This is a genomic window from Streptacidiphilus albus JL83 (assembly GCF_000744705.1).
Taxonomy (GTDB): Bacteria; Actinomycetota; Actinomycetes; order Streptomycetales; family Streptomycetaceae; genus Streptacidiphilus; species Streptacidiphilus albus.
This window is the reverse complement of the sequence record NZ_JQML01000001.1, coordinates 5,472,041-5,495,954: the sequence shown is the minus strand read 5'-3', so window position 1 is coordinate 5,495,954 and position 23,914 is coordinate 5,472,041. Positions and strand designations below refer to the sequence as shown.

The 23,914-nt window shown below is 71.5% G+C and carries 24 protein-coding genes and 1 tRNA gene; 9 read left to right on the top strand and 16 right to left on the bottom strand.

Annotated elements, in window-relative coordinates; translation table 11 throughout:
* Nucleotides 1-26: 26 nt before the first annotated feature.
* From BS75_RS24055 to BS75_RS24030, 6 genes are all read right to left on the bottom strand, one after another.
* The gene (locus tag BS75_RS24055) at nucleotides 27-1,565 is read right to left on the bottom strand and encodes a penicillin-binding transpeptidase domain-containing protein (RefSeq protein ID WP_081982549.1); all 1,539 of its coding nucleotides are present in this window, start codon (nucleotides 1,563-1,565) and stop codon (nucleotides 27-29) included.
* The gene (locus BS75_RS24050; protein ID WP_081982548.1) at nucleotides 1,562-3,085 is read right to left on the bottom strand and encodes an FtsW/RodA/SpoVE family cell cycle protein; all 1,524 of its coding nucleotides are present in this window, start codon (nucleotides 3,083-3,085) and stop codon (nucleotides 1,562-1,564) included. Before BS75_RS24050 ends, BS75_RS24055 begins: the two co-directional genes overlap by 4 nt.
* A gap of 131 nt (nucleotides 3,086-3,216) precedes the next feature.
* A complete protein-coding gene (locus BS75_RS24045; RefSeq protein WP_063776576.1) occupies nucleotides 3,217-4,656 on the bottom strand; it encodes a sensor histidine kinase in 1,440 nt (479 codons plus the stop codon).
* Nucleotides 4,657-4,887: 231 nt separating this feature from the next.
* Nucleotides 4,888-5,607, bottom strand: coding sequence for a response regulator transcription factor (locus tag BS75_RS24040; protein ID WP_034089729.1), 720 nt, complete (start codon nucleotides 5,605-5,607; stop codon nucleotides 4,888-4,890).
* Nucleotides 5,608-5,750: 143 nt separating this feature from the next.
* Complete coding sequence (locus BS75_RS24035; RefSeq protein WP_152646154.1) at nucleotides 5,751-6,011, bottom strand: hypothetical protein; 261 nt, start codon at nucleotides 6,009-6,011, stop codon at nucleotides 5,751-5,753.
* Between the two features lie 166 nt (nucleotides 6,012-6,177).
* The gene (locus BS75_RS24030) at nucleotides 6,178-6,585 is read right to left on the bottom strand and encodes a helix-turn-helix domain-containing protein (RefSeq protein WP_034089728.1); all 408 of its coding nucleotides are present in this window, start codon (nucleotides 6,583-6,585) and stop codon (nucleotides 6,178-6,180) included.
* 277 nt (nucleotides 6,586-6,862) lie between these two features.
* Between BS75_RS24030 and BS75_RS24025 the strand changes: the two genes are divergently transcribed.
* The 8 genes from BS75_RS24025 (at nucleotide 6,863) to BS75_RS23990 (ending at nucleotide 14,001) form a co-directional block, all read left to right on the top strand.
* On the top strand, nucleotides 6,863-7,078 hold the full coding sequence (locus BS75_RS24025; protein ID WP_034089727.1) for a hypothetical protein: 216 nt from the start codon (nucleotides 6,863-6,865) through the stop codon (nucleotides 7,076-7,078).
* 96 nt (nucleotides 7,079-7,174) lie between these two features.
* The gene (locus BS75_RS24020; protein ID WP_034089726.1) at nucleotides 7,175-7,393 is read left to right on the top strand and encodes a hypothetical protein; all 219 of its coding nucleotides are present in this window, start codon (nucleotides 7,175-7,177) and stop codon (nucleotides 7,391-7,393) included.
* Between the two features lie 125 nt (nucleotides 7,394-7,518).
* Nucleotides 7,519-9,498, top strand: a complete 1,980-nt coding sequence (locus tag BS75_RS24015; protein WP_174515081.1) for a zinc metalloprotease — start codon at nucleotides 7,519-7,521, stop codon at nucleotides 9,496-9,498.
* A gap of 80 nt (nucleotides 9,499-9,578) precedes the next feature.
* On the top strand, nucleotides 9,579-10,280 hold the full coding sequence (locus BS75_RS24010) for a hypothetical protein (protein ID WP_052069657.1): 702 nt from the start codon (nucleotides 9,579-9,581) through the stop codon (nucleotides 10,278-10,280).
* A 142-nt stretch (nucleotides 10,281-10,422) separates the two neighbouring features.
* A complete protein-coding gene (locus BS75_RS24005) occupies nucleotides 10,423-11,214 on the top strand; it encodes a GNAT family N-acetyltransferase (RefSeq protein WP_034089725.1) in 792 nt (263 codons plus the stop codon).
* A 183-nt stretch (nucleotides 11,215-11,397) separates the two neighbouring features.
* Entirely contained in the window at nucleotides 11,398-11,829 is a 432-nt protein-coding gene (locus BS75_RS24000; RefSeq protein WP_042439961.1) for a CBS domain-containing protein, read from the top strand.
* Between the two features lie 53 nt (nucleotides 11,830-11,882).
* Nucleotides 11,883-13,355, top strand: coding sequence for a purple acid phosphatase family protein (locus tag BS75_RS23995; protein ID WP_052069656.1), 1,473 nt, complete (start codon nucleotides 11,883-11,885; stop codon nucleotides 13,353-13,355).
* A gap of 106 nt (nucleotides 13,356-13,461) precedes the next feature.
* Nucleotides 13,462-14,001: an HPP family protein gene (locus BS75_RS23990; protein WP_034089724.1), complete on the top strand. Its 540-nt coding sequence runs from the start codon at nucleotides 13,462-13,464 to the stop codon at nucleotides 13,999-14,001.
* Between the two features lie 586 nt (nucleotides 14,002-14,587).
* Here BS75_RS23990 and BS75_RS44725 read toward each other — a convergent pair.
* The 10 genes from BS75_RS44725 to BS75_RS23935 form a co-directional block, all read right to left on the bottom strand.
* Nucleotides 14,588-15,004: a hypothetical protein gene (locus BS75_RS44725; protein WP_152646153.1), complete on the bottom strand. Its 417-nt coding sequence runs from the start codon at nucleotides 15,002-15,004 to the stop codon at nucleotides 14,588-14,590.
* Nucleotides 15,005-15,554: 550 nt separating this feature from the next.
* Nucleotides 15,555-16,043, bottom strand: coding sequence for a VOC family protein (locus BS75_RS44720; protein WP_152646152.1), 489 nt, complete (start codon nucleotides 16,041-16,043; stop codon nucleotides 15,555-15,557).
* 831 nt (nucleotides 16,044-16,874) lie between these two features.
* A tRNA-Ala gene (locus BS75_RS23970) sits at nucleotides 16,875-16,951 on the bottom strand.
* Nucleotides 16,952-17,019: 68 nt separating this feature from the next.
* Nucleotides 17,020-18,045 (bottom strand): divisome protein SepX/GlpR, encoded by a 1,026-nt coding sequence (gene sepX, locus BS75_RS23965; RefSeq protein WP_034089722.1) that lies wholly within the window; start codon nucleotides 18,043-18,045, stop codon nucleotides 17,020-17,022.
* A 134-nt stretch (nucleotides 18,046-18,179) separates the two neighbouring features.
* A complete protein-coding gene (locus BS75_RS23960) occupies nucleotides 18,180-18,800 on the bottom strand; it encodes a GNAT family N-acetyltransferase (RefSeq protein WP_034093664.1) in 621 nt (206 codons plus the stop codon).
* Nucleotides 18,797-19,327, bottom strand: coding sequence for a MogA/MoaB family molybdenum cofactor biosynthesis protein (locus BS75_RS23955; protein WP_034089721.1), 531 nt, complete (start codon nucleotides 19,325-19,327; stop codon nucleotides 18,797-18,799). Before BS75_RS23955 ends, BS75_RS23960 begins: the two co-directional genes overlap by 4 nt.
* Nucleotides 19,324-19,761 (bottom strand): cyclic pyranopterin monophosphate synthase MoaC, encoded by a 438-nt coding sequence (gene moaC / locus BS75_RS23950; protein ID WP_174515082.1) that lies wholly within the window; start codon nucleotides 19,759-19,761, stop codon nucleotides 19,324-19,326. The genes BS75_RS23955 and moaC overlap by 4 nt, the downstream gene beginning before the upstream one ends.
* 118 nt (nucleotides 19,762-19,879) lie before the next feature.
* Complete coding sequence (gene glp, locus BS75_RS23945) at nucleotides 19,880-21,319, bottom strand: molybdotransferase-like divisome protein Glp (RefSeq protein WP_081982547.1); 1,440 nt, start codon at nucleotides 21,317-21,319, stop codon at nucleotides 19,880-19,882.
* Nucleotides 21,320-21,389: 70 nt separating this feature from the next.
* Nucleotides 21,390-22,361, bottom strand: coding sequence for a UTP--glucose-1-phosphate uridylyltransferase (locus tag BS75_RS23940; protein ID WP_042439960.1), 972 nt, complete (start codon nucleotides 22,359-22,361; stop codon nucleotides 21,390-21,392).
* Between the two features lie 31 nt (nucleotides 22,362-22,392).
* On the bottom strand, nucleotides 22,393-23,205 hold the full coding sequence (locus BS75_RS23935) for a GGDEF domain-containing protein (protein ID WP_052069653.1): 813 nt from the start codon (nucleotides 23,203-23,205) through the stop codon (nucleotides 22,393-22,395).
* 90 nt (nucleotides 23,206-23,295) lie between these two features.
* On the opposite strand from BS75_RS23935, the gene BS75_RS23930 reads away from it, so the two are divergent.
* A complete protein-coding gene (locus BS75_RS23930; RefSeq protein WP_034089719.1) occupies nucleotides 23,296-23,901 on the top strand; it encodes a 5-formyltetrahydrofolate cyclo-ligase in 606 nt (201 codons plus the stop codon).
* Nucleotides 23,902-23,914 lie beyond the last annotated feature (13 nt).

Below are 23,914 nucleotides of genomic sequence, written 5' to 3'. Positions count from 1 at the left end.
CGGTCGGCGGGTGCGTTCGGGTCGGTTCAGCCGTTGAGGACCGCCTGCATCACGGCGCGGGCGACGGGCGCGGCCAGGCCGCCGCCGCTGACGTCGGCGCGGGTGGCGTTGCTGTCCTCGATCACCACCGCGACCGCGACCGGCGAGGCGGCCGTGGGACTGGGTTTGGCGTAGGCGACGAACCAGGCGTAGGGCGTTCCGCTGTTGTTGACGCCGTTCTGGGCGGTGCCGGTCTTGCCGCCGACCACCGCGCCGGGGATGGCCGCGTTGGTGCCGGTGCCGTTGGTCACCACGTTCACCATCATCTGCTGGAGCTCGGCGGCGACGGTCGGGCTGATCGGCTGCCCGAAGGTCCTCGGGGTGAACCCCTGCACCTGCCTGCCGTCCGAGCGGGTCACCGAGGCGACCAGCTGCGGCTGCATCAGCGTGCCGTTGTCCGCCACCGCCGCACCGACCTCGGCCATCTGCAACGGCGTGGCCGCGGTGTTGTACTGGCCGATCGAGGAGAGCGCCAGGAACGCCTGGCCGGTCATCGAGGTGTCGAAGACGCTCGGCACCACCCCGACCGGAATGGTCTGCGCGCTCTGGTTGAAGCCGAAGGCCTGTGCCATCCGCACCATTCCGGCCTCGCCGACATCGTCGCCGAGCTTGGCGAAGACGGTGTTGCAGGAGACCTGCATGGCGTACCTCAGGGTGGCGTTCTGGCAGGCGTCGGCGGCGCTCTCGTTGGTGATCGGGGTGGTGGTGTCGGAGGGGGTGTACGGGTCGGGGCTGTCGGTCGGGGTGTCGATGCCGTCGACGACGCCGTCGGTGAGCGCCGCCGAGGCTGTGACGATCTTGAAGGTGGAGCCCGGCGGATAGGTCTGCCGCAGCGCCCGGTTGAGCATCGGCTGGGTCGCCCGGGCGTTCAGCGCACTCCAGGCGGCGACCGTCGCCGAACCGGTGCCGGCGATGCTGCCGGGGTCGAACGAGGGGGTGCTGGCGAGCGCGAGGATCCGGCCGGTCGCCGGTTCGATCGCCGCGACCGCGCCGCGCTTGCCGCCGAGGCCGGCGAAGGCGGCCTGCTGCGCCTTGGCGTTGATGGTGGTCAGCACCTTGCCGCCGGGCACCGGGTCCCGGGTGATGGCGTTGAGCAGCGCAAAGCCCGCGAGTCGGCTGTCCGTGCCGGAGAGGACGCCGTCCTCGACGCCCTCCAGCAGGGTGTTGCCGTAGGTCTGCGAGGAGAAGCCGGTGACCGGCGCGTAGAGCGGCCCTGCGGTGTAGGTGCGGACGTAGTCGAAGGTCCCGCCGGTGGCCCTGGAGCCGGTCACCGCCCGGCCGCCGACCAGGATGTCCCCGCGCGGCTGGGCGTAGCGGGCCAGGGTCGCGCGCTGGTTGGCGGGGTTGTCGTCGTAGCCCTTCGACCGGACGACCTGGACCCGGCTGCAGTTGATCAGCAGCAGCAGAATCAGCAGCAGGCAGAACAGCCCGGCCCGGCGTGCGGTACGGCTCAGCGAGAGGCGCACCGCGCCTGCGACGGAGGCGTCCCGGCTCTCCCTGCGGCTGCCACGACCGAACGGACTCATACCTTCGGCACCGCCTGGGTCTGCTCGCCGCCGTCGTCCTCCGGGGATGTCCGGGGCTCGGATGACGAATGGGGTTCTTGTGATTGCTGCGATTTCTGAGGTTCCTGGTGGGATTGCTCGGGCTCTGGAGGCTGCGACGGCCGGGCCGGTCGGATCGGCGGGGCCGGCGGCGGGGGCGGGACCGGCGGCAGAGCCGGCCGTCGGGCGGCATGGCTGGTGCGGATCAGCAGGGCGACCAGGATCCAGTTGGTCACCAGCGAGGACCCGCCCTGGGCCAGGAAGGGCATGGTCATCCCGGTCAGCGGGATGAGGTCGGTGACGCCTGCGGCGACCACGAACACCTGGAGTGCCAGCAGCGAGGCGAGTCCGATCGACAGCAGTCGCCCGAAGGGGTCCTGCAGCATGATGCCGCTGCGGTAGCCGCGCACCACCAGGACCGCGTAGACCAGCAGCAGGGCCGCCAGTCCGACCAGGCCCAGCTCCTCCCCGAAGGTGGCGAGGATCCAGTCGGACTTCACCGCGAAGCCGATCAGGTAGGAGTGGCCCTGGCCGAGGCCGGTGCCGAGCAGCCCGCCGGCCGCGAAGGCGAACAGCGACTGGGCCAGCTGACCGGCCCCCTGTCCCGCCTCGATCGAGGCCAGCGGGTGCAGCCAGTCCACGAAGCGGCTGTGCACATGCGGCTCGAACAGGCCGACGACCGCGACCGCCAGGCCGACCAGGACCAGGCCGACCGCGATCCAGCCGGTCCGCCCGGTGGCGACGTAGAGCATCATCACGAACATGCCGAAGAAGATCAGGCAGGTGCCGAGGTCCTGCTCCAGGAACAGCACCCCCGAGCTGAGCAGCCAGATCACCAGGATCGGCCCGAGGTCGCGGCCGCGCGGCAGTTCGACCACCCAGATCCGGCGGCCGGTCAGCGCCAGCGCGTCGCGGTTGGCGGCCAGGTAGGCGGCGAAGAAGACGGCCAGTGCGATCTTGGCGACCTCGCCTGGCTGGAAGGAGAGCGGCCCGACCTTGATCCAGATCTTGGCGCCGTAGACGGCGGGCAGGAAGGCCGGGATGACCATGAGGACGATGGCGCAGAAGGCGAAGACATAGGCGTAGCGCTGGAGCACCCGGTAGTCCCGGAGGAACAGCACCACCCCGATGAACAGCACCACCCCGATCGCCGACCAGACCAGCTGCGAGGGGGCGGAGGCGGTCGCGGTCGCCCGGTCGAGCCGGTAGATCACCACCAGTCCGAGCCCGTTCAGCAGCACCGCCAGCGGCAGCAGCAGCGGGTCGGCGTAGCGGGCCCGCCAACGCACCGCAGCGTGGGCGAGCAGCGCCAGCACGCCCAGACCGATCCCGTACCGGGCTGTGTCGGCGGGCACCCGGCCGTCGATGGCACAGCCCACGTCCGCGTAGCCGAAGGCCGCGATCAGGACGGCGAGCAGGACCAGGCCGAGCTCGGTGGTGCGCCGGGTGGGGACACGCTGCGGGCTCGCCGGTCCGGGGGCGGGGGCGGTCACAGCGGCCAAAGGGGGCGTTCCTTCCCTGGGGCCCGGCGGCGGGCGCGCATACGGCCCGCCGAACGACCGGCAGATCTGCGTCGTGCGGAGCAGCTGCTGCCGATCGCTCGCCAGGCCGTACTGGGCAATTTAGCCAGATATCAGGTTCTTGTCCGATTTGTCGGGCGGCGTGTCGTCGGAAGCTTCCCCGAAAGCCCGCTGCCCGTCTCGTACTCGCCCGCCTCGGCCGGGAGCGGGAGCATCGGCAGCGTGGGCAGGGTGAAGCCGATCTCCGCCCCGCCGCCGGGGCGGTTGCGGGCGAACACCCGGCCGCCGTGGCTCTCGGCAACCTCCCGGACGATGGACAGGCCGAGCCCGGAGCCGGGCAGACTGCGGGCCCTGGTGGCCCGGTAGAAGCGGTTGAAGACCCGGTCGAGGTCGCCCTCGTCGATCCCCGGCCCCCGGTCCAGCACGGCGACCCGGCCGGACTCGACCCGGACCAGGATCTGGCTGTCCCCGGTCGCGAACTTGGCGGCGTTCTCGACCAGGTTGGTCAGCGCGCGCTGCAGCGCCTGCGGGCGTCCGCTGACGAAGGCCGGCCGGGCCGCCACCACGATCTCCCGGCCGCTGCGGCGGCGGGCCAGGTCGGCGACCCGCTCGGCCAGGGCGCCCAGGTCGACCTCGGTCGGCTCCTCGGCCTCGCGGCGGTCGGCCGCCAGCTCGACCAGCTCGTTGACCAGCACCGTCAGCTCACGGGTCTCCGTCTGCAGGTCGTCGAGCAGCGCGTACCTGGACTCCTCGGGCAGCAGGTCGAGCTTGGGCAGCGCGGCGATGTTGGTCCGCAGCGAGGTCAGCGGGGTGCGCAGCTCGTGCCCGGCGTCCTGGACCAGGCGCCGCTGGTCGTCCTTGGAGCGGGCGAGCCGGCCCAGCATGTCGTCGAAGGCGCGCCCGAGGCGGCCGATCTCGTCCACCCCGCTGCGGGGCACGTCGACGTCCAGCTGACCGGTGGAAGCCACATGCTCGGCCGCGCCGGTGAGGCTCACCAGCCGCTGGGTGATCCGTCCGGCCAGCCACCAGCCGGAGGCGCCGGCCGCCAGCACCACACCGGCGGCGACCAGCTCGATCCGCACCAGCAGGCTGCCCAGCAGCTGGTCGGTGGTGGACAGCAGCTGGCTCAGCTGCACCGCGCCGCGTCCGCCGCCGAGGGAGACGGTGACCACCCGGTAGTGGCCCTGGCCGGCCTGCTCGGTGACGTCGTGGATGGCCCCCGCCTCGTGCTCCCGGGTGAGCACCTTGTCCTCGGTGCTGACATGCAGCCGGTCGGGACTGCCCGCCTGGAGCACGTCGCCGCCCGGACCGAGGATCTGGATGCCGATGTCCCCGGACTGAGTGAACTCGTCCTCCATCTGGTTCTCGGTGTTCTGCTTCGACGGCAGGAAGTTCTTGGGGTCCAGCGGCGACTGCTTGACCGCGGACCGGAGCGCGGTCAGCGACTGGGAGAAGTCCGCCGCCCGGTCGCGGCGGATCAGACTGGCGGCGGCGTCGTAGCCCAGGCCGCCGACCAGGATCGCCACCAGTGCGGCCACTCCGGCGAAGGCCACCGAGAAGCGTACCCGGAGCCCCCCGTCGGACGCCTGCGGAGGAGCCGGGGCAGCCGCAGCCGCAGCCCCAGCGGGAGTCGGTCGGACACGCGGGTGAGCAGGCGGGAACGATTCACCGGCCACCGCTCACGGCACAGCTCACGGTCACCACTCAGGCCCACCACTCAAGGTCACGAGGCCTGGACCACTGCACGGGCCACAGCCTCTGCTGTCATCGGCCCCCCACGGCTGCTACGGCTCGCGCAGGGAGTAGCCGACGCCTCGGACCGTGTGAATCAGGGCCGGCGCATCGGGAAGTTCCAGCTTACGACGCAGGTAGCCGATGTAGACAGCGAGGTTTTTCGACCCGGGGCCGAAGTCGTAGCCCCAGATGCGGTCGTACACGGTGCTGTGGTCCAGCACGATGCCGGCGTTCCGGGCGAGCAGTTCCAGCAGGTCGTACTCGGTCCGGGACAGCGCGATCTCGGTGTTCTGCCGCCACACCCGGCGCGCGGTCGGATCGATGCGCAGGTCGCCCACCTCGATGACGCCGTCGGCGGGGTCACCGGACTGGGTCGACGGCGGGTCGGCCGGCACCGGCACCGGCGTCGCCCGCCGCAGCAGCGCGCGCAGCCGCGCCAGCAGCTCGTCCGTCTCGAAGGGCTTCACCATGTAGTCGTCGGCCCCGGCGTCCAGCCCGGCGACCCGGTCGGAGGTCTCGACGCGCGCCGTGAGCATCAGGATGGGGGTGCGGTCGTTCTCGGCGCGCAGCACGCTGCACACCGCGAGACCGTCGATGCCCGGCATCATCACGTCCAGCACGATGGCGTCAGGACGTTCCCGGTGGATCACCGCCAGCGCCTGGATGCCGTCGGCGACGGCGGTCACCTGGTAGCCCTCCAGGGTGAGCAGGCGTACCAGGGAATCACGAATGGCCCGGTCGTCCTCGGCCAGCAGTACTGTCGACGTCACGTTGCTGATTCTCTCCGGAGTGAATGAGAGTGCGGTAAGAGCGCTCCCTCATTGTTGCTGATCCGAACAAGTGTTGTGCTCGAACTCCGCCCCGGTCGGCGGGGGTGCCTCGGCCGACGGCGGACCTCAGCTGACGGCAGACCTCAGCCGGTGTGGACGGTGAGGACGGCTCCGTCGATCTCGATCCGGCGGGTCCCGTCCAGGTCGCCCCGGCGGAGCGCGGCCAGGCAGCGGCGGAAGAGCAGCATCTCCTCGCCGTCCAGCACCGCCGCGGCCAGATGGAGGACCTCGGCGAGGTTGGCGTCGGTCAGCTCCGCGGGGAGCTCCCCGGACAGCAGGACGACGGACTCGCCGCTGCTGCCCCGGACGACTGCGGTGGTGGGGCTTCCCTGTACGACCAGCACGTGACCCCCTGGTCCTCCGGGGCGTCGTGCGGCTCACCCGCCCCCATGCACTTGAGGAGGACGACGCTAGCCGTCCGGTTCCGAGGCAGTTGGGACGTGCGCGTAAATTCGCTCGTTCCGGTCGTTCCGGGACGGAACGGGAACCCGAACGGCCAGAGCGGGCCTCCTATTCGGACGCTTTCGGACGAGCGTCCGAGCCGCCGCGGTCCAGCAGGGACTCGACCAGCGCGGCCACATGGCGGCGGTCGTCGATCGAGAGCTTCTGCAGGCTCGCGATGAGCACGTCCACCTCGGGGTCGGCGGTCGGCCCGCCCTCGGCCACGGTCGGGCCCGAGGCGTAGAGGTGGATTCCGCAGGCCTCGGCGGCGGCCCGGCGGATGGCGTCCAACGGGAGCTCCAGCCCTCGGGCCAGCCCCTCCAGCGTCCCCGGCTGGGGCATTCTGACCAGCCGTTCGCTGGTGGCGAGGTGGTGCACGGTCGACCGCGGGATGCCGCCGCGGCGGGCGACGTCGCCGTAGGACCAGCTCTGCCGATCCAACCGCTCTCTCATCAGTTGCTGCAGCGCGTTGGACACCTGGCTGACGCCTCCTGTCACCGCCCTGGCGGCGGGCTCCGAAGTCTCGATTCTACGGCGATCACCGCTTTCGACACCGCCGCATCCGGTCCCACCTGCTGATTCCTCTCCGTTGCCATCTCGTGACAGAACGTCGTCGGCAAACCGCTTGCGGGCGGTCGAGGAGGGCGACTACTGTCCAATCTCGTCGGACAGAACGTCCGACCGGATTGGACGACCGGGGGGGATCCCTTCACCGTCCGAGCCGTCGAGAGCCATCCCCGAGGGGGAACCGATCATGCTGCAGATGCACGAGCTCGACGCCGAGTCCGCCGAGCTGCTCCCCGGCCGCGAGGCGCTGAGCAAGCTGAAGTTCAGCTTCACCAAGACCGTCAACGTGACCAAGCACGTCGCCAACGTCTCGGCCCACAACACCTCGACCGCCACCAACGTCGCCTCCATCGGCGCCACCGCCCAGTCCGAGGCGGACCAGGCCATCAGCATCCACCAGTAGTCGGCCGCAGTACCGCACCACCGCACCACCGCACCACCGCACCACCGCAGCGCTACTCACAACCCGCTGTTCCGCACACCACCGAAAGGCACTGCCATGAGCATGGACATCCACGAGCTCGACGCCGAGTCCGCCGAGCTGCTCCCCGGCCGCGAGGCGCTGAGCAAGCTGAAGTTCAGCTTCACCAAGACCGTCAACGTGACCAAGCACGTCGCCAACGTCTCGGCCCACAACACCTCGACCGCCACCAACGTCGCCTCCGTCGGCGCCACCGCCCAGTCCGAGGCGGACCAGGCCATCAGCATCTCCCAGTAGCACCGCGCACACCCTCGCAGCAGAGGAGCGGGCCGTGCCTGGGGAGGGGGCGGCCCGCTCCTGGGAGGGGAATTCGGTGGCAGGGGAACAGGGGGGCCGTGTCAACGGGGGGAAGGGCAGCACAGATGACCGTGAGCGTGGACCCGGGGGCGCTCGTTCCCGGGCCGGGGGGCTTCGCCACCTCCTACCAGCAGTACACCCAGTTCACCGAGTACGACCCGCACGGGACCCAGGGCCTGATCGGCCCTCAAGGACCGGGTCCCGAAGAGGACCCGTCGCACCTCCAACGCACGCAGCACGCGACCGCGCCCGATCCGGCGCCGGCCCCGGTCTTCCCGGTGCCCCGGTTGAGCGCGGGCCTGCAGCTGCACGGCGAGTACCAGGGCTCGGGGTTCACCGAGCCCAAGTACATCGCCCGGCGGGGGGACGGCCAGGTGGTGCAACTCTCCCGGCTGCTCCACCTGGTCGCGGGCGCCATCGACGGCAGGAGCGACACCGAGGCGATCTCCCACCGCGTCAGCGGCCTCTTCGGACGCGAGGTCAGTGAGGAGAACGTCGCCTACCTGGTCGAGCAGAAGCTCACCCCGCTCGGCGTCACCGTCCCCTACGACCAGGTCGGCGACGAGGCCGTCGAGGCCCCGCGCTCCGACCTGCTGCTCGCCCTCAAGGGCCACAAGGTGATGTTCGACCAGAGACAGGTCAACAGCATCGGTCGCGCGCTCGCCTGGCTGCACCGGCCGCTGATGGTCATCCTGGTGCTGGGCGCCATGATCGCCATGGACGTCTGGCTGTTCGGCTTCTACGGGGCGATGACCCCGGTGCTGGAGGTCCTAAACCAGCCGGTCCTGCTGCTGGCCGTCTTCGCGCTGACCGTCGCCTCGGTGGTCTTCCACGAGTTCGGACACGCCTCGGCCTGCCGCTACGGCGGGGCGAAACCGGGCTGCATCGGCTGCGGGCTCTTCCTGATCTGGCCGTCGATGTACACCGACGTCACCGACGTCTACCGGATCGGACGCGCCGGGCGGATCCGGACGGACCTGGGCGGGGTCTACTTCAATGTCGTCTTCATGCTCGGGATGGGCGCCTGCTACTTCCTGACCGGTCAGCAGTTCTTCCTCAGCGCCGTCTACCTGGGCCACTTCGAGGTCCTGGAGCAGCTGATGCCCGCCGTCCGGCTGGACGGCTACTACATCCTCGGCGACCTCGCCGGCGTCCCCGACCTCTTCGGCAAGATCAAGCCGATCGTGCTCAGCGCGATTCCGGGGCGCCCGGTCCGGCCCGAGGTGGCCGACCTCAAGCGCTCGGCCCGGATCATCGTCACGGTCTGGGTGCTGACGATGGTTCCGTTGCTGCTGGGCGATCTCGGCTACGCCCTGTGGAACCTGCCGCGGATCCTGGCCACCGGCATCCGCTCGCTGAGCGACCAGCTCTCCGGCACGGCCTCGGCCTTCGCCGCCGGCCACCTGGCCGACGGACTGGTGGGCGTACTCGGCAGCCTCATGCTGATCTGCCCGCTCGCCGGAATGGCCTACCTCTCGATCCGGCTCGGCGGACGGCTGCTGCGCGCCGCCCTGCGCAGCACCAGTGGCAGTCCGCGGCTGCGGCTCTCCTTCTGCGTGCTGGCCATCGGCGCGGTCACCGCCCTGGGCAGCGCCTGGGTCGGCGGCATCACCCCCAAGCCGCTGCCGACCCAGCCGCCGATCGTCCCGGTGCTGCAGCCCGGTGTGCCGACCACCGAGCCGTCGACCGCCCCGGTCTCGCACCCGACCGCGCCGACGCCCTCGGCCAGCCAGCCAGCCAGCATCCCGCAGCAGCTGCCGTCGCCGGCGGTCCCGACCGCCGTGGCTCCGGCGTTCCCCGGGGTCATCCCGTCGGCCCGGTCGAGCAGCCCGCCCACCGCGCCGACGCGCACCCCGTCGCCGAGCGCCACGTCCACCGCCACCGCCACCGGAAGCGCCTCGCCCACGGCCTCGACGACCGCCAAGCCCTCCAGTTCCGCCGGCGGGTCCCCCTCGGGCCCCACCTCGTCTCCCCCGGTGTCGACCGCACCGTCGAACCAGGGCTCGCCCGTCACCACGCCGGTCACCGCGGCATCGGCCAAGTAGCCGACGGCGACCGGCCGTTCCACCCAGCGGTACCCGCGTCACCCATGTCCTCCAGCCGTCACTTCCAGGGGAGCAGCACCGTGAACCTCATCAACCAGCACCGCAGAGCGAAGGCGCACAACAGCCCCGGACGCCGGGCCGTCCGCCTGGGCATCCTCGCCACCGCCGGTCTCACCGTGGTCGCCACCGCAGCCACCGCCGAAGCGGTCACCACCAACAACGTCAGTCACGGCGTCGCCGTGGCCGACAACAGCATCAGCACCCTCGCCAACCCGGGCCGCCCGACCCAGTTCCTGGACACCTTCACGGTGCACCAGGACGGCGCCCTGTACGCCGCGGCGGCCAGCAACTCGGCCCGGGCCAACTCCTACGACTGCACCGCGGCCTCGCCCTGCCGGTCGATCGCCCTGTCCTTCCAGATCATCACCATGGCCGGGACCAACATCCACCTCAACGCGCAGAATGTCAGCCACGCGGCCAACCACGACTGCGCCGGCTGCCAGACCCTGGCCGGGGCCTGGCAGTTCATCGTCTCCACCCCGGAGCCGTTCACCCTCAGCGCCTCCGCGCAGAGCCGACTGGCCGCCATCCACCGCTCGCTGGACGCGCTGGGCAGGTCCGCCGCACCGGTTTCCACCATCCAGCAGCAGGCGGACGCGCTCGCCGCCCAGGTCCAGTCGATCCTGCAGGCGGCCGCCGCGACCGCCCCCAAGGGTCCCGGCGTGAACGCCCTGACCGCCCAGGCTCCGACCGTCACCCTGCACCGGATGCTGGCGAGCTGATCCCTTCGCCCCTTCGTCGGCGGGCCGGACGTCATCTCCCCCGTCCGGCCCGCCGACGCGCACCAGGGGGCGAACCGGCGGGCGATCCGGCGGACGGAAATCGAATTGCCTGGTCACACCGGGCGGGGTTTGATTCGGCCCTATGGACTCCACAGCGGTACGCGCCCTCTTCGACCAGCAGATCCGACAGAACGCCCGGCCGGACGGCCCCGGGACCCGCATCGAGCACAGCGGCGGGGTCGTGCGCCAGGTGGGTCCGGTCAACGCCTGGAACGGCATCCTCTGGTGGGACCAGGCGCTCGCGGGCGCCGCCGCCGACGCGGCGATCACCGCCCAGGCCCAACACTTCGCCGCGCTCGGGGTCGACTGCGAGTGGAAGCTCTACTCCCACGACCAACCGGCGGACCTCCCGGACCGCCTGCTCGCGGCCGGGTTCGCGGCCGGTGATCCGGAGACGCTGATGGTCGCCCCGGTCGAGGGGCCGGCCCAGGCCGGCGACCTCCCCGAGGGGGTCACCCTGCGCCCGGTGTCGGATGCCGCCGACCGGGAGGGGGCGGAGCTGATGGCCGACGTCCACCGGCAGGCCTTCGGCAGCGACGGCGCACGAATCAGCGAACGGATGCTCTCCCAGCTCGCGGCGGACCCGGACAGCGTGGTCGCGGTCGTCGCCATGGCCGGCGACCGGCCGGTCAGTTCCGCGCGGCTGGAGTTCGTCCCGGGCACCGACTTCGCCGGCCTCTGGGGCGGAGGGACCGTGCCGGAGTGGCGCGGGCGCGGCATCTACCGCGCGCTGATCGCCCATCGTGCCCGGATCGCCGCCGCCCGGGGCTACCGGTACCTCCAGGTGGACGCCTCCGACCAGAGCCGCCCGATCCTGCAGCGGCTGGGCTTCACCGCCCTCGGCACCACCACCCCCTACCTCCGTACTGCCTGACCCGCCCCCGGGGCGGGTCAGGCAGGGGACGGCGCGGGGCGGGGGACAGGGCGGGGCGGGGCGCGGCCGTGGCGGAGTGGCCGGAACGGTCCGAGAATGGAGCCGTACCCGGTGCCCAGCAGACCGTCGAGGAGCGCTCGGCCCCAGCGCCCCTCGCCACCGGACCCGACCAGGGAGGTCGCCATGACCGCTGCCACCACCGGCGAACCCGCCGAGCCCGCGCAGCCTGCCCGGCCGCCCACCGCGGCCGACGCCATGACCCTGCCGGAACTGCAGGTCAGCGACCACACCGCGGTCGACCGGGCGCTCGACGTCATCATCGGCGCCCATGTCGACCTGCTGCTCGTCCGTTCGGACGAGGGGCTGTGCGCGGGCGTGGTGACCCTGGCCCAGTTGGAGCAGTACCGCTCACCGGCCTGGTTCAGCCAGGACGTCCGGATCCGGGACATCGCCTACACCCGGGGGCCGTTCGCCCGACCGGACCTGTCCGCCGCCGAAGCGGCCGAGGAGATGCGCGCACGCGGGATCGAGGTCTGGCCGGTGGTCGACGACGACGGCACCGCGCTCGGCGTCGTCACCCGGGAGGGCTTGGAGGCCCTGCTCAAGCTCCCTTGACCAGGAGCCGGCTCCCTTGACCAGGGACTGGTAAGGCTAATTAACTACACCGCATGTCCGAACCGCCGTCGTACGTACCGCTCCTCACCCTGCCCGTCGGTCCCCTCGGCCTCCCCCGCCAGGCCGGCGTCCCGGCCAGGTCGCTGCTCCGCCCCTTCGGCCGCCACCTCGGCTACGGCGCGGACCCCTCGCGCCAGGTGGTGGTCTCCTGGCAGGTCCCGGACGCGGTGGCCGACCCCTTCGTCCGCATCGGCACCCGGCCGGGCGAGTTCGGTGCCCGCATCCCTGCCGAGATGCGCCCGCTGGTCAGCCGTTCGGCCTGGCGGCAACCGGGTGCGGACGACGATCCGGTCAGCCCGAGGACCACCACGCAGTACTACCTCCACACCGTGCTGGACCAGCTCCTGCCGGACACCACCTACTACTACGTGGTCGGCCACCGGGGCCACGACCCGGCCGGGGCGGGGCGACTGCCCGGCGAGTTCGCCTCCTTCCGGACGGCCCCGGTCCCGGAGCGCGGCGGCGCCTTCTCCTTCACCGCCTTCGGCGACCAGGGCATCGGCCACAACGCCGTGGCCACGGCCAACCTGGCCGCAGCGCTCGACCCGGCCTTCCACCTCCATCTGGGCGACCTGTCGTACGCCAACAGCATCGGCAGCGGGGAGACCAGCGACGCCTACGACCCCCGCATCTGGGACATCTTCTTCGTCCAGAACGAGTCGATCGCCGCCCGGATCCCGTGGATGCCCGCGGTCGGCAACCACGAGCTGGAGCCCTGGCACGGGGAGCACGGCTACGGGGGTGTCCGCGCCCGCTTCACCATGCCGGACAACGCCTGGCCCGGGTCGACCGGCATCTACTCCTGGCGCTACCAGAACGTCGGCCTGATCTGCCTCGACGGCAACGACGTCTGCTACAACACCCCGGCCAACCTCGACCACACCGAGGGCCGGCAGCACCGCTGGCTCGAACGCCGCCTGTCCGGCTTCCGGGCGGACCCGACCATCGACTTCGTCGTCGTCTACCTCCACCAGTGCACCTACTCCACCTGCCCCGGCAACGGGGCCGAGCTCGGCGCCCAGGAGCACTGGGCCCCGCTGTTCGACCGGTACCAGGTGGACCTGGTCCTCAGCGGGCACAACCACGTCTACGAGCGCACCGACCCGATCCGCGCGGGCCTGGCCACCCGCCCGGCCCCGTCCGGGGACACCGTCGATCCCGTGCGCGACGGCACCACCTACATCGTCGCGGGCGGGGGCGGCGACGAGATCTACGCCTTCGCCGCGACCGACTCCCACCTCGGCCACGAGAGCCCGAACGACGAGCCGCTGCCGATGGTGATCTGCCGACCGGACGGCCAGGAGGAGACCGTCGAAACCGCCTGGTCCCGGGTCCGGTACACCGGCTACTGCCTGCTGGCGGTCGAGGTCACCCCGGCGGCGCCCGGCCGAGCGGCCCGGATGGAGGTCCGCTCGCTCACCGAGGACGGCGCCCTGGTCGACGCCCTCACCGTGCGGCGGAGCTGAGCCCGCCGTCCTGTCGCTCCTTCAGGTGCATGCCCATGACCGAACACACATCCCAGCAGTTGAAGGGCGCATACCCCCACTGCCGGCGATATCGGAAGGCCTGCCCATGACCCGGACGACAGCGACCACCCTCGAACGGGCCGCCCCCCAGCTGCGTCGGGAGCGGCTGGCCAGCAAGGCCCCGGCCCGCGTCCCCCCGCGCCCGCTGCTGATCACCACGACGACCAGTGTGCTCGGGCTGGTGCTCCTGGTCGCCCTGGGCTCCTGGATGCACGAGACCGTGCTGATCCCCTCCCTGGCCGCAAGCATGGCGCTGATCTCCGGCGCGAGCGCCACCCCGCTCGGCCAGCCGCGCAATGTGATCGGCGGTCAACTGGTGGCGGCCGCCACCGGCTTCCTGACGCTCCACCTGGGCGGACAGGGTCCGTGGACCGCTGCGGTGGCAGGCGGACTCGCCCTGGGGGCCATGTTGCTGCTGCGCGTCAGCCATTCGCCCGCCGCCGGCACCGCCGTCATCGTCGTGCTCACCAACCCAGCCACCGGGAAGTTCCTCGCGCTGCTGGCCCTCGCGACAGTGACCCTCGTCCTGGTGGGCATCGCCGGGAACCGCCTCGCCAAGCAGACCTACCCGTTGTACTGGTGGTGACGGACTGCTGACGCCCCCCGAAACCACGAGACCCCGCCCGATCACTTGGATCGGGCGGGATCTCGGCAACCGTTCCCGGCCTGGACCGGGATCGGTTGTTGGGTGGAGCTGAGGGGATTCGATCCCACAACCGTTACCGTTCTGAGCTGCAGGCTTGCCTAAAAAACCGGACAAACGACCCTCATTCCATCGTGTCAGATCCCGCTCGATCCGACTCCGTCCGAGAAGGTGTGCCCACACGTGGGCACACCTTCTGGAGCCACCGTAGCGGCTCTTGCGGCAGGTGATTGTGGGGCGCTCGTGTGGGTGCCGGGGACCGGTTCCGGCGGTCCTCAGCTGTCAGCCAGCAAAAGGCTGTCACCAGGCCTCTGGGGCTGCGATCCTCGGAGTATGACCGCCCCGACAGTTCTGAACTGGGCCTCTGCAGCTACTGCGACGAAGACGCTATAGAAGCGCTCCCGCAACTGCGGTGGGCTCCCGAAGATCCGGTCTCGCCCCGGCTCCCGATGTGTGAGCTCCACCGACGCCTGGTCATCTTCGGCGCCCCCGGCACACGCTTCCGGTGAACGCCCCAGCCGTTGTGGCATCAGCTCCCGTACGCGCCACCGCTCAGCGCACGGCTGCCGGTGGGGCAGGTCAGTCGGACGCGGAGGCTGCCGCGCAGCTCCAAAGGGTACCGATAGCCGTTGTCACAGTCGACCACGACGTAGAAGCGGCTTTTGCCGGTACACGAAATCGTGAACAGTGCATCCTTCAGGTACTTGTCCGCGCAGCTGAGGGAGGACTCCGGCATCGGCAGGGGGCCGTTCGGGGGAATCCCCTTGACAGTACCGCTGCGGGGGTGGCCGGTGTAGTTGTCGATGACCGTGTACTTGGCTGTCGCCACTCTGGCCGCCGTGTTCGCCCGGCCCACAGCGAAGGCCGCCGAGGCCTGGCCACCACTCATGCCGACAGCTAGCAGCGCAGCCCCCAGGACCACGCCCAAAGGCTTGAGACTGTTCACTCTGTTCCCTTCTCGCACGGGCTTGAACGTTCGATGCGAAATCACCTTAGTTCAGGGCAAAAAGATGAAACGTATCTGCACCGGATATCCGGCGTGGGGCGCCCCGAGTTCACCTGGTTGCACGAGAAGTGATGTTTCTGCGGGCATGGACTCCTGACAGCGAAGGCGCTCTGGTCGCTTTCCGCTGCTGCGTCCGACTTGCTCGTCGACGGAACCGTCACCCTCCGCGAGCCACGCGGACGCAACGCAGAGGTGTCAACCGCGACAGTCAGCTCACCCAACGTCATCCCTCGTCGTCCCCGACCTCTCTCGTGGGTCAGCGTGTGGGCGACACGGAGAAATCCAGAGACGGCTGGGCCGCTGGTCTCCAGGATCGTCAGAGAATGCGCCCGAACTGCGCAAGGAGTTCCTCTTGGGGGAAGTCGCACTTCACCCCGGTCGCCCGCACCGAGTGCCACTTGACCGCCACGATCGAGGTCTACAAGCCGGGCCCGTTCGGCGCGTATGTATGGATGTCCGCCGGCACTAGCGCAGACACCGCCTGGTGCGACTAGCCCTCCGCGGCGACCGTAGTGCCAGTGCCACTGGTCAACTCCGGCTGCTCCGCATCGGCCCAGAACGGGTCGAGCGGGGCGGCCTCGTCGCTCTCCTCGAAGGCACGGACCTCGGCATCTGAGGAACTGACGATGAAGCTGTTCCCCTCAGGGTCGGCAAGGACCACCTCGCCGATCCCCCAACCCCGGTTGACCTTCTTGACGACCCGCGCGCCCAGACCCGTCAGCCGACTGATCTCGGCCGGCAGCGAATCACTCCCGTGGGAGAAGACCAGACCCGTGTCCTCCGGACGCGCACTGGCATCCTCCAGGAGATGGATCTCCACATCACCGACAGGGAGAACGACCGAGCCACCCCCGTGCGCCGCCATCACATGACCGCCGGTGATGGCGGCCCAGAACTTCGCCTGTGCGATGACTCCTCGGACACGGACTGTCGAATAGCTGAGGATTAGAGACATGGATGGCACGGTACCGACAGGCATCGTGCGCTTGTTGCGGCCTTGGCATCGTCATCGGGGTCTTGATGGCTTCCCGGATCGATTCGCGGCCCGCAAGGGCACGTTGCGACGAAGGTCCGTACGGTGCGCTCCCCGCGATGACGCCTCGGCCTGACAGTCGGGCGCCACGCCCGTGCGGTGACCGGGGGCGTAAGCCACACTCTCACGCCCCTCGCGCACTCCCTAGCCGTGATCAACTACACCAGAGCAGGGGACGCCATCGCCATTGGCGCGAAGAAGGCCTGGCTGGGGTGGTGTCGAAGGGGCATCAGGGATGTCCCGCCCTGTCCCCAGCCCACTCCTCGCTGCTTGGGTCTCGCTGCTTCTCTGCCACGAGGTCGTTGATGATCGACAGGGCATTGGCGGAAAGGCCCTGCGGGCCGGCGCCACGGGCGCGAACCGGTCCGACTTCCCCCTTGCGTACTGCCGCGAGAACCTGGAGCCCCTCGTGTACCTGGCGGACCACGGCGTCGTCGGGCTGGAAGTACAGCGGGCTCAACCCGTCACGTGAGCAAGCCCTTCAAGCACTACCGGGATGGCTTCGTCCGTGACTCCAGTCCGCAGGGGCACGGGGGTCTCCTCGGAGGGTAGCCGGGGGCGGGGAGAGGTGTCCGCCCCCGACGCTCGCTTGCCGGCCCGGGCACCCCCGGCACGCCAGCGGACGACGTAGGACCAGGTCCCGTCTTTGTGCTCTCGGTCTTCGATGTACGCCATGTCTAAGACCGTAAAGGGGGAGCGATGCCCACTCCGTGCCCACTTGAAGCACGAAAAGACCCTGTCTGACCGGCGTTTCCGCTGGTCAGACAGGGTCTTCGTTGGTGGAGCTGAGGGGATTCGAACCCCTGACCCCCTCGATGCGAACGAGGTGCGCTACCGGACTGCGCCACAGCCCCAACGAGAAGAAACTCTATCAGGTTCGCGGGGGTGGTCGTGCACGCATTCTCCGCAGGTCCAGGGCCTGCTACTCGTTCACCGCGCGCGGGCGGTCCCCGTCCTCGGCGTACTGGTCGAAGAGCTGGGTGGACGGGGGTCGCGGAGCAGCGTGCGGCGGCGGGACCACGGCCCGGCCGGCGCTCCAGGTGTCGGAGCCGCCCAGGTCCAGGCCGCTGGTGCGGCGCGGGGCCACCGGGGCGGTGACATAGGTCGGCAGCGGAACCGGGACCGGGTCCCAGGAGCCGGCACCGGGTTCGGGCGAGCGGCCGTGCGGGCTCTCCGACCACTCCTCGGTGTCCGCCGCCTCGATCAGCGCCCCGGCCCCGGCCGCGGTACGGGCCGCCGGGTAGGCCAGGTCGGCAGGGCGGGGCGCGACCGGCTGCGTCTCCTGGTCGACGGCGGCCTGACGGCGCTGCCGCTCCCGCTCGCGGACCCGCTGGGCGGCCTCGGCGGCGCGGCGGCGGTCGAGCTTCACCTCGAACCGGCGGCGCTCCTGGCGGCGCAGATGGGAGATGTAGAGCGAGAAGAGGACGGCCGGGACGGCCGGGAGCCAGAGCAGCGAGACCCCGCCGACGGCGGCGGCGATCATGCCCAGCGTGAAGACCGCGAACAGCAGGATGACCATGCGTCGGCGGCGCGCCAGCAGGGCCGCGCGTCGCCGGGAGTCCGCCGAGGGGCCGACCGGGCCGACCGGGTGGCCCGGAACCGCGAACGGAACCGGTGCGGGAGCAGGCGCGGGTTCGGGTTCGAGCCCGGCCTCGGGCTCGGTTCCAGGACCGGTACCGGCCCAGGGGGCGAAGTCCGGCCCCGAATCGGACCCCGAATCGGACCCCGGCTCCGGCGCCGGCCCGGCCTCGGACGGCTGCTCGCCCTCCAGGCTGCGCGAGGCACGCCGCTCCAGCGCGGCCCTCCCGGACAACAGCCGGATGGCCGTGCTGAATCGCTCCGTGGGGCGGGCCTCGTTGAGCTCGTCCTGCCTGCGGAGCCACATCGGCACCAGGTAGGCAGCCCAGGCCCCCACGATGACCGCGTAGATGAGGCCACTACTGCTCACGCTTCACACCGTACGGGCGTCAGGGAACGCCTCGCGGCAATTCCGGCCGGTGTGTCGCACGATCATGCTCATCTCACCCTATTTTTGTCGCTTTGAACGACAGCTTCCCGACCTATTCGAACAACTTTGTGAATTCACTGCCCCAGATGCTGCCTGATGCCGCGCCAGCGGCCCAGCATTCCCTCCGGCACCTCGTCCACCGTCAGCGCATAGACCAGATGGTCCCGCCAGCCCCCGTCGATGTGGAGGTACCGGGGACGCAGGCCCTCCTCGCGGAAGCCGAGCTTCTCGACGACCCGGCGGCTCGGACCGTTCTCCGGACGGATGCACACCTCGATCCGGTGCAGCCCCAGTTCACGGAAGCAGTGGTCGACCGCCAGCGCCATCGCGGTCGGGATGATGCCGCGCCCGGCCACCGCTTCGTCCACCCAGTAGCCGATGTTGGCCGAGCACATCGACCCCCAGGTGATGCCGCCGACGGTGAGCTGGCCCACCAGTTGGCCGTTGTAGGTGACGACGAAGGGCAGCATCCGTCCGCCGCGCGCCTCCGACCGCAGGAAGCGGACCATCTGCCGGTAGGTCGGACGCGGACCGGACGGACGGCCCGGCGCGGCCGGGGGCACGGTGGCCTCCCAGCGCCGCAACCAGTCCCGGTTGCGGGCGCTGACCTGCTGCCACTCGCCCCGGTCGCGGACCCTGATCGGACGGAGGCCGACCTGCCCCTCACTCAGCGCGACCGGCCAGAAGGCGTTCAGTGCGCTCCTCCTGACGGTTCGGCACCCGGCCCGGGGCGAGCGTGGTCGCCACCGTGGACCTGGTCGACGGCGTGGCCCAGCAACGGGGCGAGCACGGCCAGGCCGTCCCTGACGCCACCGGTGGAGCCGGGCAGATTGACGATCAGGGTGCGCCCGGCCAGGCCGGACAGCCCTCGGGAGAGCGCGGCGGTGGGCACCCCGCCCGCCCGGCCCTCGGCCCGGATCGCCTCGGCGATGCCGGGCGCCGGCCGGTCGATCACCCGGGCGGTCATCTCCGGCGTGAGGTCCATCGGGGTGAGCCCGGTCCCCCCGGTGGTCAGCACCACGTCGTAGCCCTCGGCGACGGCGGCGTGCAGCGCCTCCGCGACCGGTTCCCCGTCCGGGACGACCACCGGTCCGTCGACGTCGAAGCCCAGCGCCCGCAGGCCCTCGGCCAGCAGTGGTCCGCCGCGGTCGGCGTAGACCCCGGCGGAGGCGCGGTTGGAGACGGTGAGCACGAACCCCCGGCGCTGCCCGGCGGCGGTCACGCCTGGTCCCCGCGCAGCCAGTCGCCGCTCTTGCCACCGGTCTTGGACTCGACCTGGACGGCGTCGATCCGCGCGCCCTTGTCGACCGCCTTGACCATGTCGATGACGGTGAGCCCGGCCACGGCGACGGCGGTCAGCGCCTCCATCTCGACCCCGGTGCGGTCGGCGGTGCGGACGGTCGCGCTGATCTCCACCGCCTCGTCGCCGACCACCAGGTCGACGGTCACCCCGGAGATGCCGATCGGGTGACAGAGCGGGATCAGGTCGGGCGTCCGCTTGGCGCCCATGATCCCGGCGATGCGGGCGACCGAGAGGGCGTCGCCCTTGGGCACGCCCTCCCCCCGCAGCAGTTCCACCACGCGCGCTGAGACCAGGACCCGTCCGCTGGCCCGGGCCGTGCGGACGGTGGTCGCCTTCTCGGAGACGTCGACCATCCTGGCCGCCCCCGTCGCGTCGACGTGGGTGAGCCGGTCACCCTCTGCGGTACTCAACGTGTCGTCTCCTGTGGCCGGTGCCGGTGCGGGCACAGGTTATCGCTGCCCGGGCGGCGCGTCAGATCGTCCCGTCCTCCGGGAGCCGGTCCAGCAGCATGACGTCGACCAGCGTGCCCTCCGGCAGGGCGGTGTCGTCCTCGGGCACCACGACCAGCGCGTTGGCCTGGGCGAGCGGTCCGACCAGGTGCGATCCGGCGCCGCCGACCGGGCTGACGCTGCCGGCCTCACCGGTATGACCTGCCAGGTAGCGGGCGCGGGCGAACTGCCGGCGTCCGGCCGGGGAGGTCAGCGCCTGGGTCAACCTGGCCCGCACCACCGTCCGGTGGACCGGTTCCACGCCCATCATCGAACGGATGGCGGGGCGGACGAACAACTCGAAGGACAGGTAGGCGCTGACCGGGTTGCCGGGCAGCGCGAACAGCGGCACCCGCCCGTCGAGCAGCCCGAACCCCTGCGGCTTGCCCGGCTGCATCCGCAGCTTGCGGAAGGAGATCTCCCCCAGCGGCGCCGAACCGTCCTGCGGGGCCAGCGCCTCCTTGACCACGTCGTAGGCGCCGACGCTGACGCCGCCGCTGGTGACGATGATGTCGGCGCGGATCAGCTGGTCCTCGATCACCTCGCGCAGCCGCTCGGCGTCGTCGGGCACGCCGCCGACCCGGTAGGCGATGGCCCCGGCCTCCCGCGCGGCAGCGGTCAGCGCGAAGCTGTTGGAGTCGGAGATCTGCCCGGGACCCGGCTTCGCACCCGGCTGGACCAGCTCGCTGCCGGTCGACAGCACCACCACCCGCGGCCGGGGCCGGACCGCCACGCTCTCCAGGCCGATGGCCGCGAGCAGACCGATCTGCGCCGGGCCGAGCCGGCTCCCGGCCGGCAGCACGTTCTGCCCCGCCTCGATGTCGTCGCCCATCCGGCGGACGAACTCACCGGCCTCGGCCGGTTGGAACACCCGCACCTCGCCCGAGGCGCCCTCGGGGGAGCTGCTGCTGGGGGCCATGGTCACTGCGGCCTCGCGGCCGCCGCTGCCGCCGTCGGTCCACTCGACCGGGACCACGGCCTCCGCGCCGGGGGGCAGCGGCGCGCCGGTCATGATCCGCGCGCACTGACCGGGGCCGACGACGGGCAGCGTCGAGGCGCCGGCCGCGATGTCACCGACCACGGTGAGCACCGAGGGGTACTCCTCGGTGGCGCCGACCAGGTCGGCGACCCGCACCGCGTAGCCGTCCATCGCGCTGTTGTCGAACGCCGGGTGAGCCCCCGGCGAGTCGATCGACTCGACCGTCAGGCAGCCCTGGGCCTCCAGGAGTTGCAGCTCCAGCGGGGGCAGCGGCCCGACCGCGCCGAGGATCGACTCCAGGTGCTCCTCCACGGACCAACTGCGCTCCGGTCCCCGGTCGGTGGAGCAGGGGTCGGCCCCGGGCGCTCCGCCCCGACCGGCGTGCCCCTGACCGGCGTGTCCCTGGCCCGTGTGTTCCTGGTCGGCCACTGCGTCCCCCTCCATGTCGCCCGTCCTGCCCTGGTCGGCCCGGTGCCTGCGCACCCGTGCGGTGTCGTCCTAGACGGTGTCGTCCCTAGACGGCGTCGACCGCGGCCACCAGGGCCTGGTCGCCGTCGATCTCGCCGCTGCCGACGAACTCCTTCAGCCAGGACCGGAACTCCGGGCCGAGATCCCCACGCTCGCACGCCAGCCGGACAATCGCGCGCAGGTAGTCGCCCCGGTCACCCGTGTCGTAGCGGCGGCCCTTGAAGAGCACGCCGTGGACCGGTCCGCCGCGTCCCGGGGTCCGCTGGGCGAGCACCCGCAGGGCGTCGGTGAGCTGGATCTCGCCGTGCAGTCCGGGCTCGGTCTCGTGGAGCACCTCGAACACCGAGGGGTCCAGCACGTAGCGGCCGATGACCGCGTAGCTGCTGGGGGCCTCGCCCGGGGCCGGCTTCTCCACCAGGTCGGTGATCCGGACGATCTCGTCGTCGCCCCCGAGGGTGCCGTGCCACTCGGCGGGCTTGACGGCCGCGCAGCCGTACAGGTGCGCCTGCGAGGGGTCCACCTCGATCAGCGCCACGACGCTGCCGCCGAGCTCCTGCTGGACCTCGATCATCTTGGCCAGCAGCGGGTCGCGCGGGTCGATCAGGTCGTCGCCGAGCAGGACGGCGAAGGGCTGGTCGGCGACGTGCGGCTCGGCGCAGAGCACGGCGTGGCCCAGGCCCTTGGGGTCGCCCTGGCGGACGTAGTGCATGGTGGCCAGGTCGCTGGACTCGCGCACCCGGTCGAGCTTGGCCTGGTCACCCTTGCGGATGAGCAGCTCCTCCAACTCGTAGGCGCGGTCGAAGTGGTCCTCCAGCGGACGCTTATTGCGACCGGTGATCATGAGCACGTCGGTCAGACCGGCCGAGGCGGCCTCCTCGACGACATACTGAATCGCCGGCTTGTCCACAACCGGAAGCATTTCCTTCGGAGTTGCCTTGGTCGCAGGAAGGAAGCGGGTTCCGAGCCCGGCGGCAGGGATCACGGCCTTGGTGATCTGGCGCGAACGTGCATTCGTCATGGTGACGACTGTACTTGCCACAAAGGCGAGGTCAGACCGTGCCCCGAAAGTTCTGCGGATGCTCATGGCCCGTCCTCAGGGAGCTGTGATCCACATATGCGGCAGCCCCTACCGTTCTGTCGCTATTATCCGTGTACGCCGTTTCCATTCCCCGCTCCCCGGCCCGCTGCTCCTTGGCCTCGGCGAGGGAGCGGTCGGCAGCGCGCAGCAGCAGCGCGGCATGGACGCCGTCCTGCGGCAGCGAGGCGATGCCGACGTGGGCCGTCAGGCCGTTGCCCGCGGCGACCGGTCCGGCCGGCAGCGGCAGCGGGTGCCGGCGGACCGTCCAGCGCAGCCGCTCGGCCGCGTGCTCGGCGCCGTCCCGGTCCGTGTCCGGCAGCAGCACCAGGAACTCCTCGCCGCCGTAGCGGCCGAAGACGTCCGCCTCCCGGAACTCCAGTGCCAGGCGCTGGGCCAGGTCCCGCAGCGCCGCGCCGCCGCGCCGTCGGCCGTGCTCGCGGCGGATGGCGTCGAAGCCGTCGACCTCCAGCAGCAGCAGCGCGAAGCGCCCGCCCGCGCCGGTGCCGGCCCCGGGCCGGTGCGGGTGCCGGGCGCAGCGGGCGACCTCGCGGTCCAGGGCGGTCTGCAGGTAGCGGTAGTTCCACACGCCGGTGAGCGGGTCGGTCCAGGAGGTCCGTTCAAGCTCGGACCGGGCCGCCCGCAGCCGGTCCACCTCCTGCCGGAGCCGGGTCTCCGTCTCGGCGGCACGGCGGCGCCCGCGTCCCAGTGCGCGCAGCAGCAGCGCGGCGGCCAGCAGCGCCGGCAGGCAGAGGGCAGCGAGGATGTCGTAGAGCTGGGTCATCATGTCTGCTTCTCCCCTGACCACCACCGGTCGCCCGGTCCGCCCTCCCTGCGGACGGCCGACGGTCCACCGGCACGAAAGGCCGCCCATCCGATGGTGAACGACAAGACCGCCCTGCGGTCACGGCTGCTCGCGGCACGCGCCGCACTGTCACCCGGGCAGCGGCAGCAGGCCGCGCTGGCGCTGGCCGGGCACGCCCTGGAGCTGCTGCCCCCGGTGGCGCCGGGGACCGGGCCGGCACCGGTGGTGGCCGGATACGTGTCGGTGGGCGCGGAGCCGGGCACCCGCACGCTGCTGGACACGCTCCGCGCGCGGGGCGTGCGGGTGCTGCTGCCGGTGCTGCTGCCCGACAACGATCTCGACTGGGGCGTCTACGAGGGTGCGGACAGCCTGCTCAGGGCCGGGCGCGGACTGTTGGAGCCCGGCGGTCCGCGGCTGGGCCCGGAGGCGGTCGGCACGGCCGGGCTGGTGCTGCTGCCGGGGCTGGCGGTGGACCGGCGGGGGATCCGGCTGGGCCGGGGCGGCGGCAGCTACGACCGGGTGCTGGCCCGGCTGGACCGCGCCGGGTCGACGGCCCGGCTGGCGACGCTGCTCTACGACACGGAGCTGCTGGCGGACGTCCCCGCCGAGCCGCACGACCGTGCGGTGGACGCCGCAGTGACGCCCTCCGGGCTGCACCGGTTCCGGACCGGGGCCTGACCGACCGCTCCGG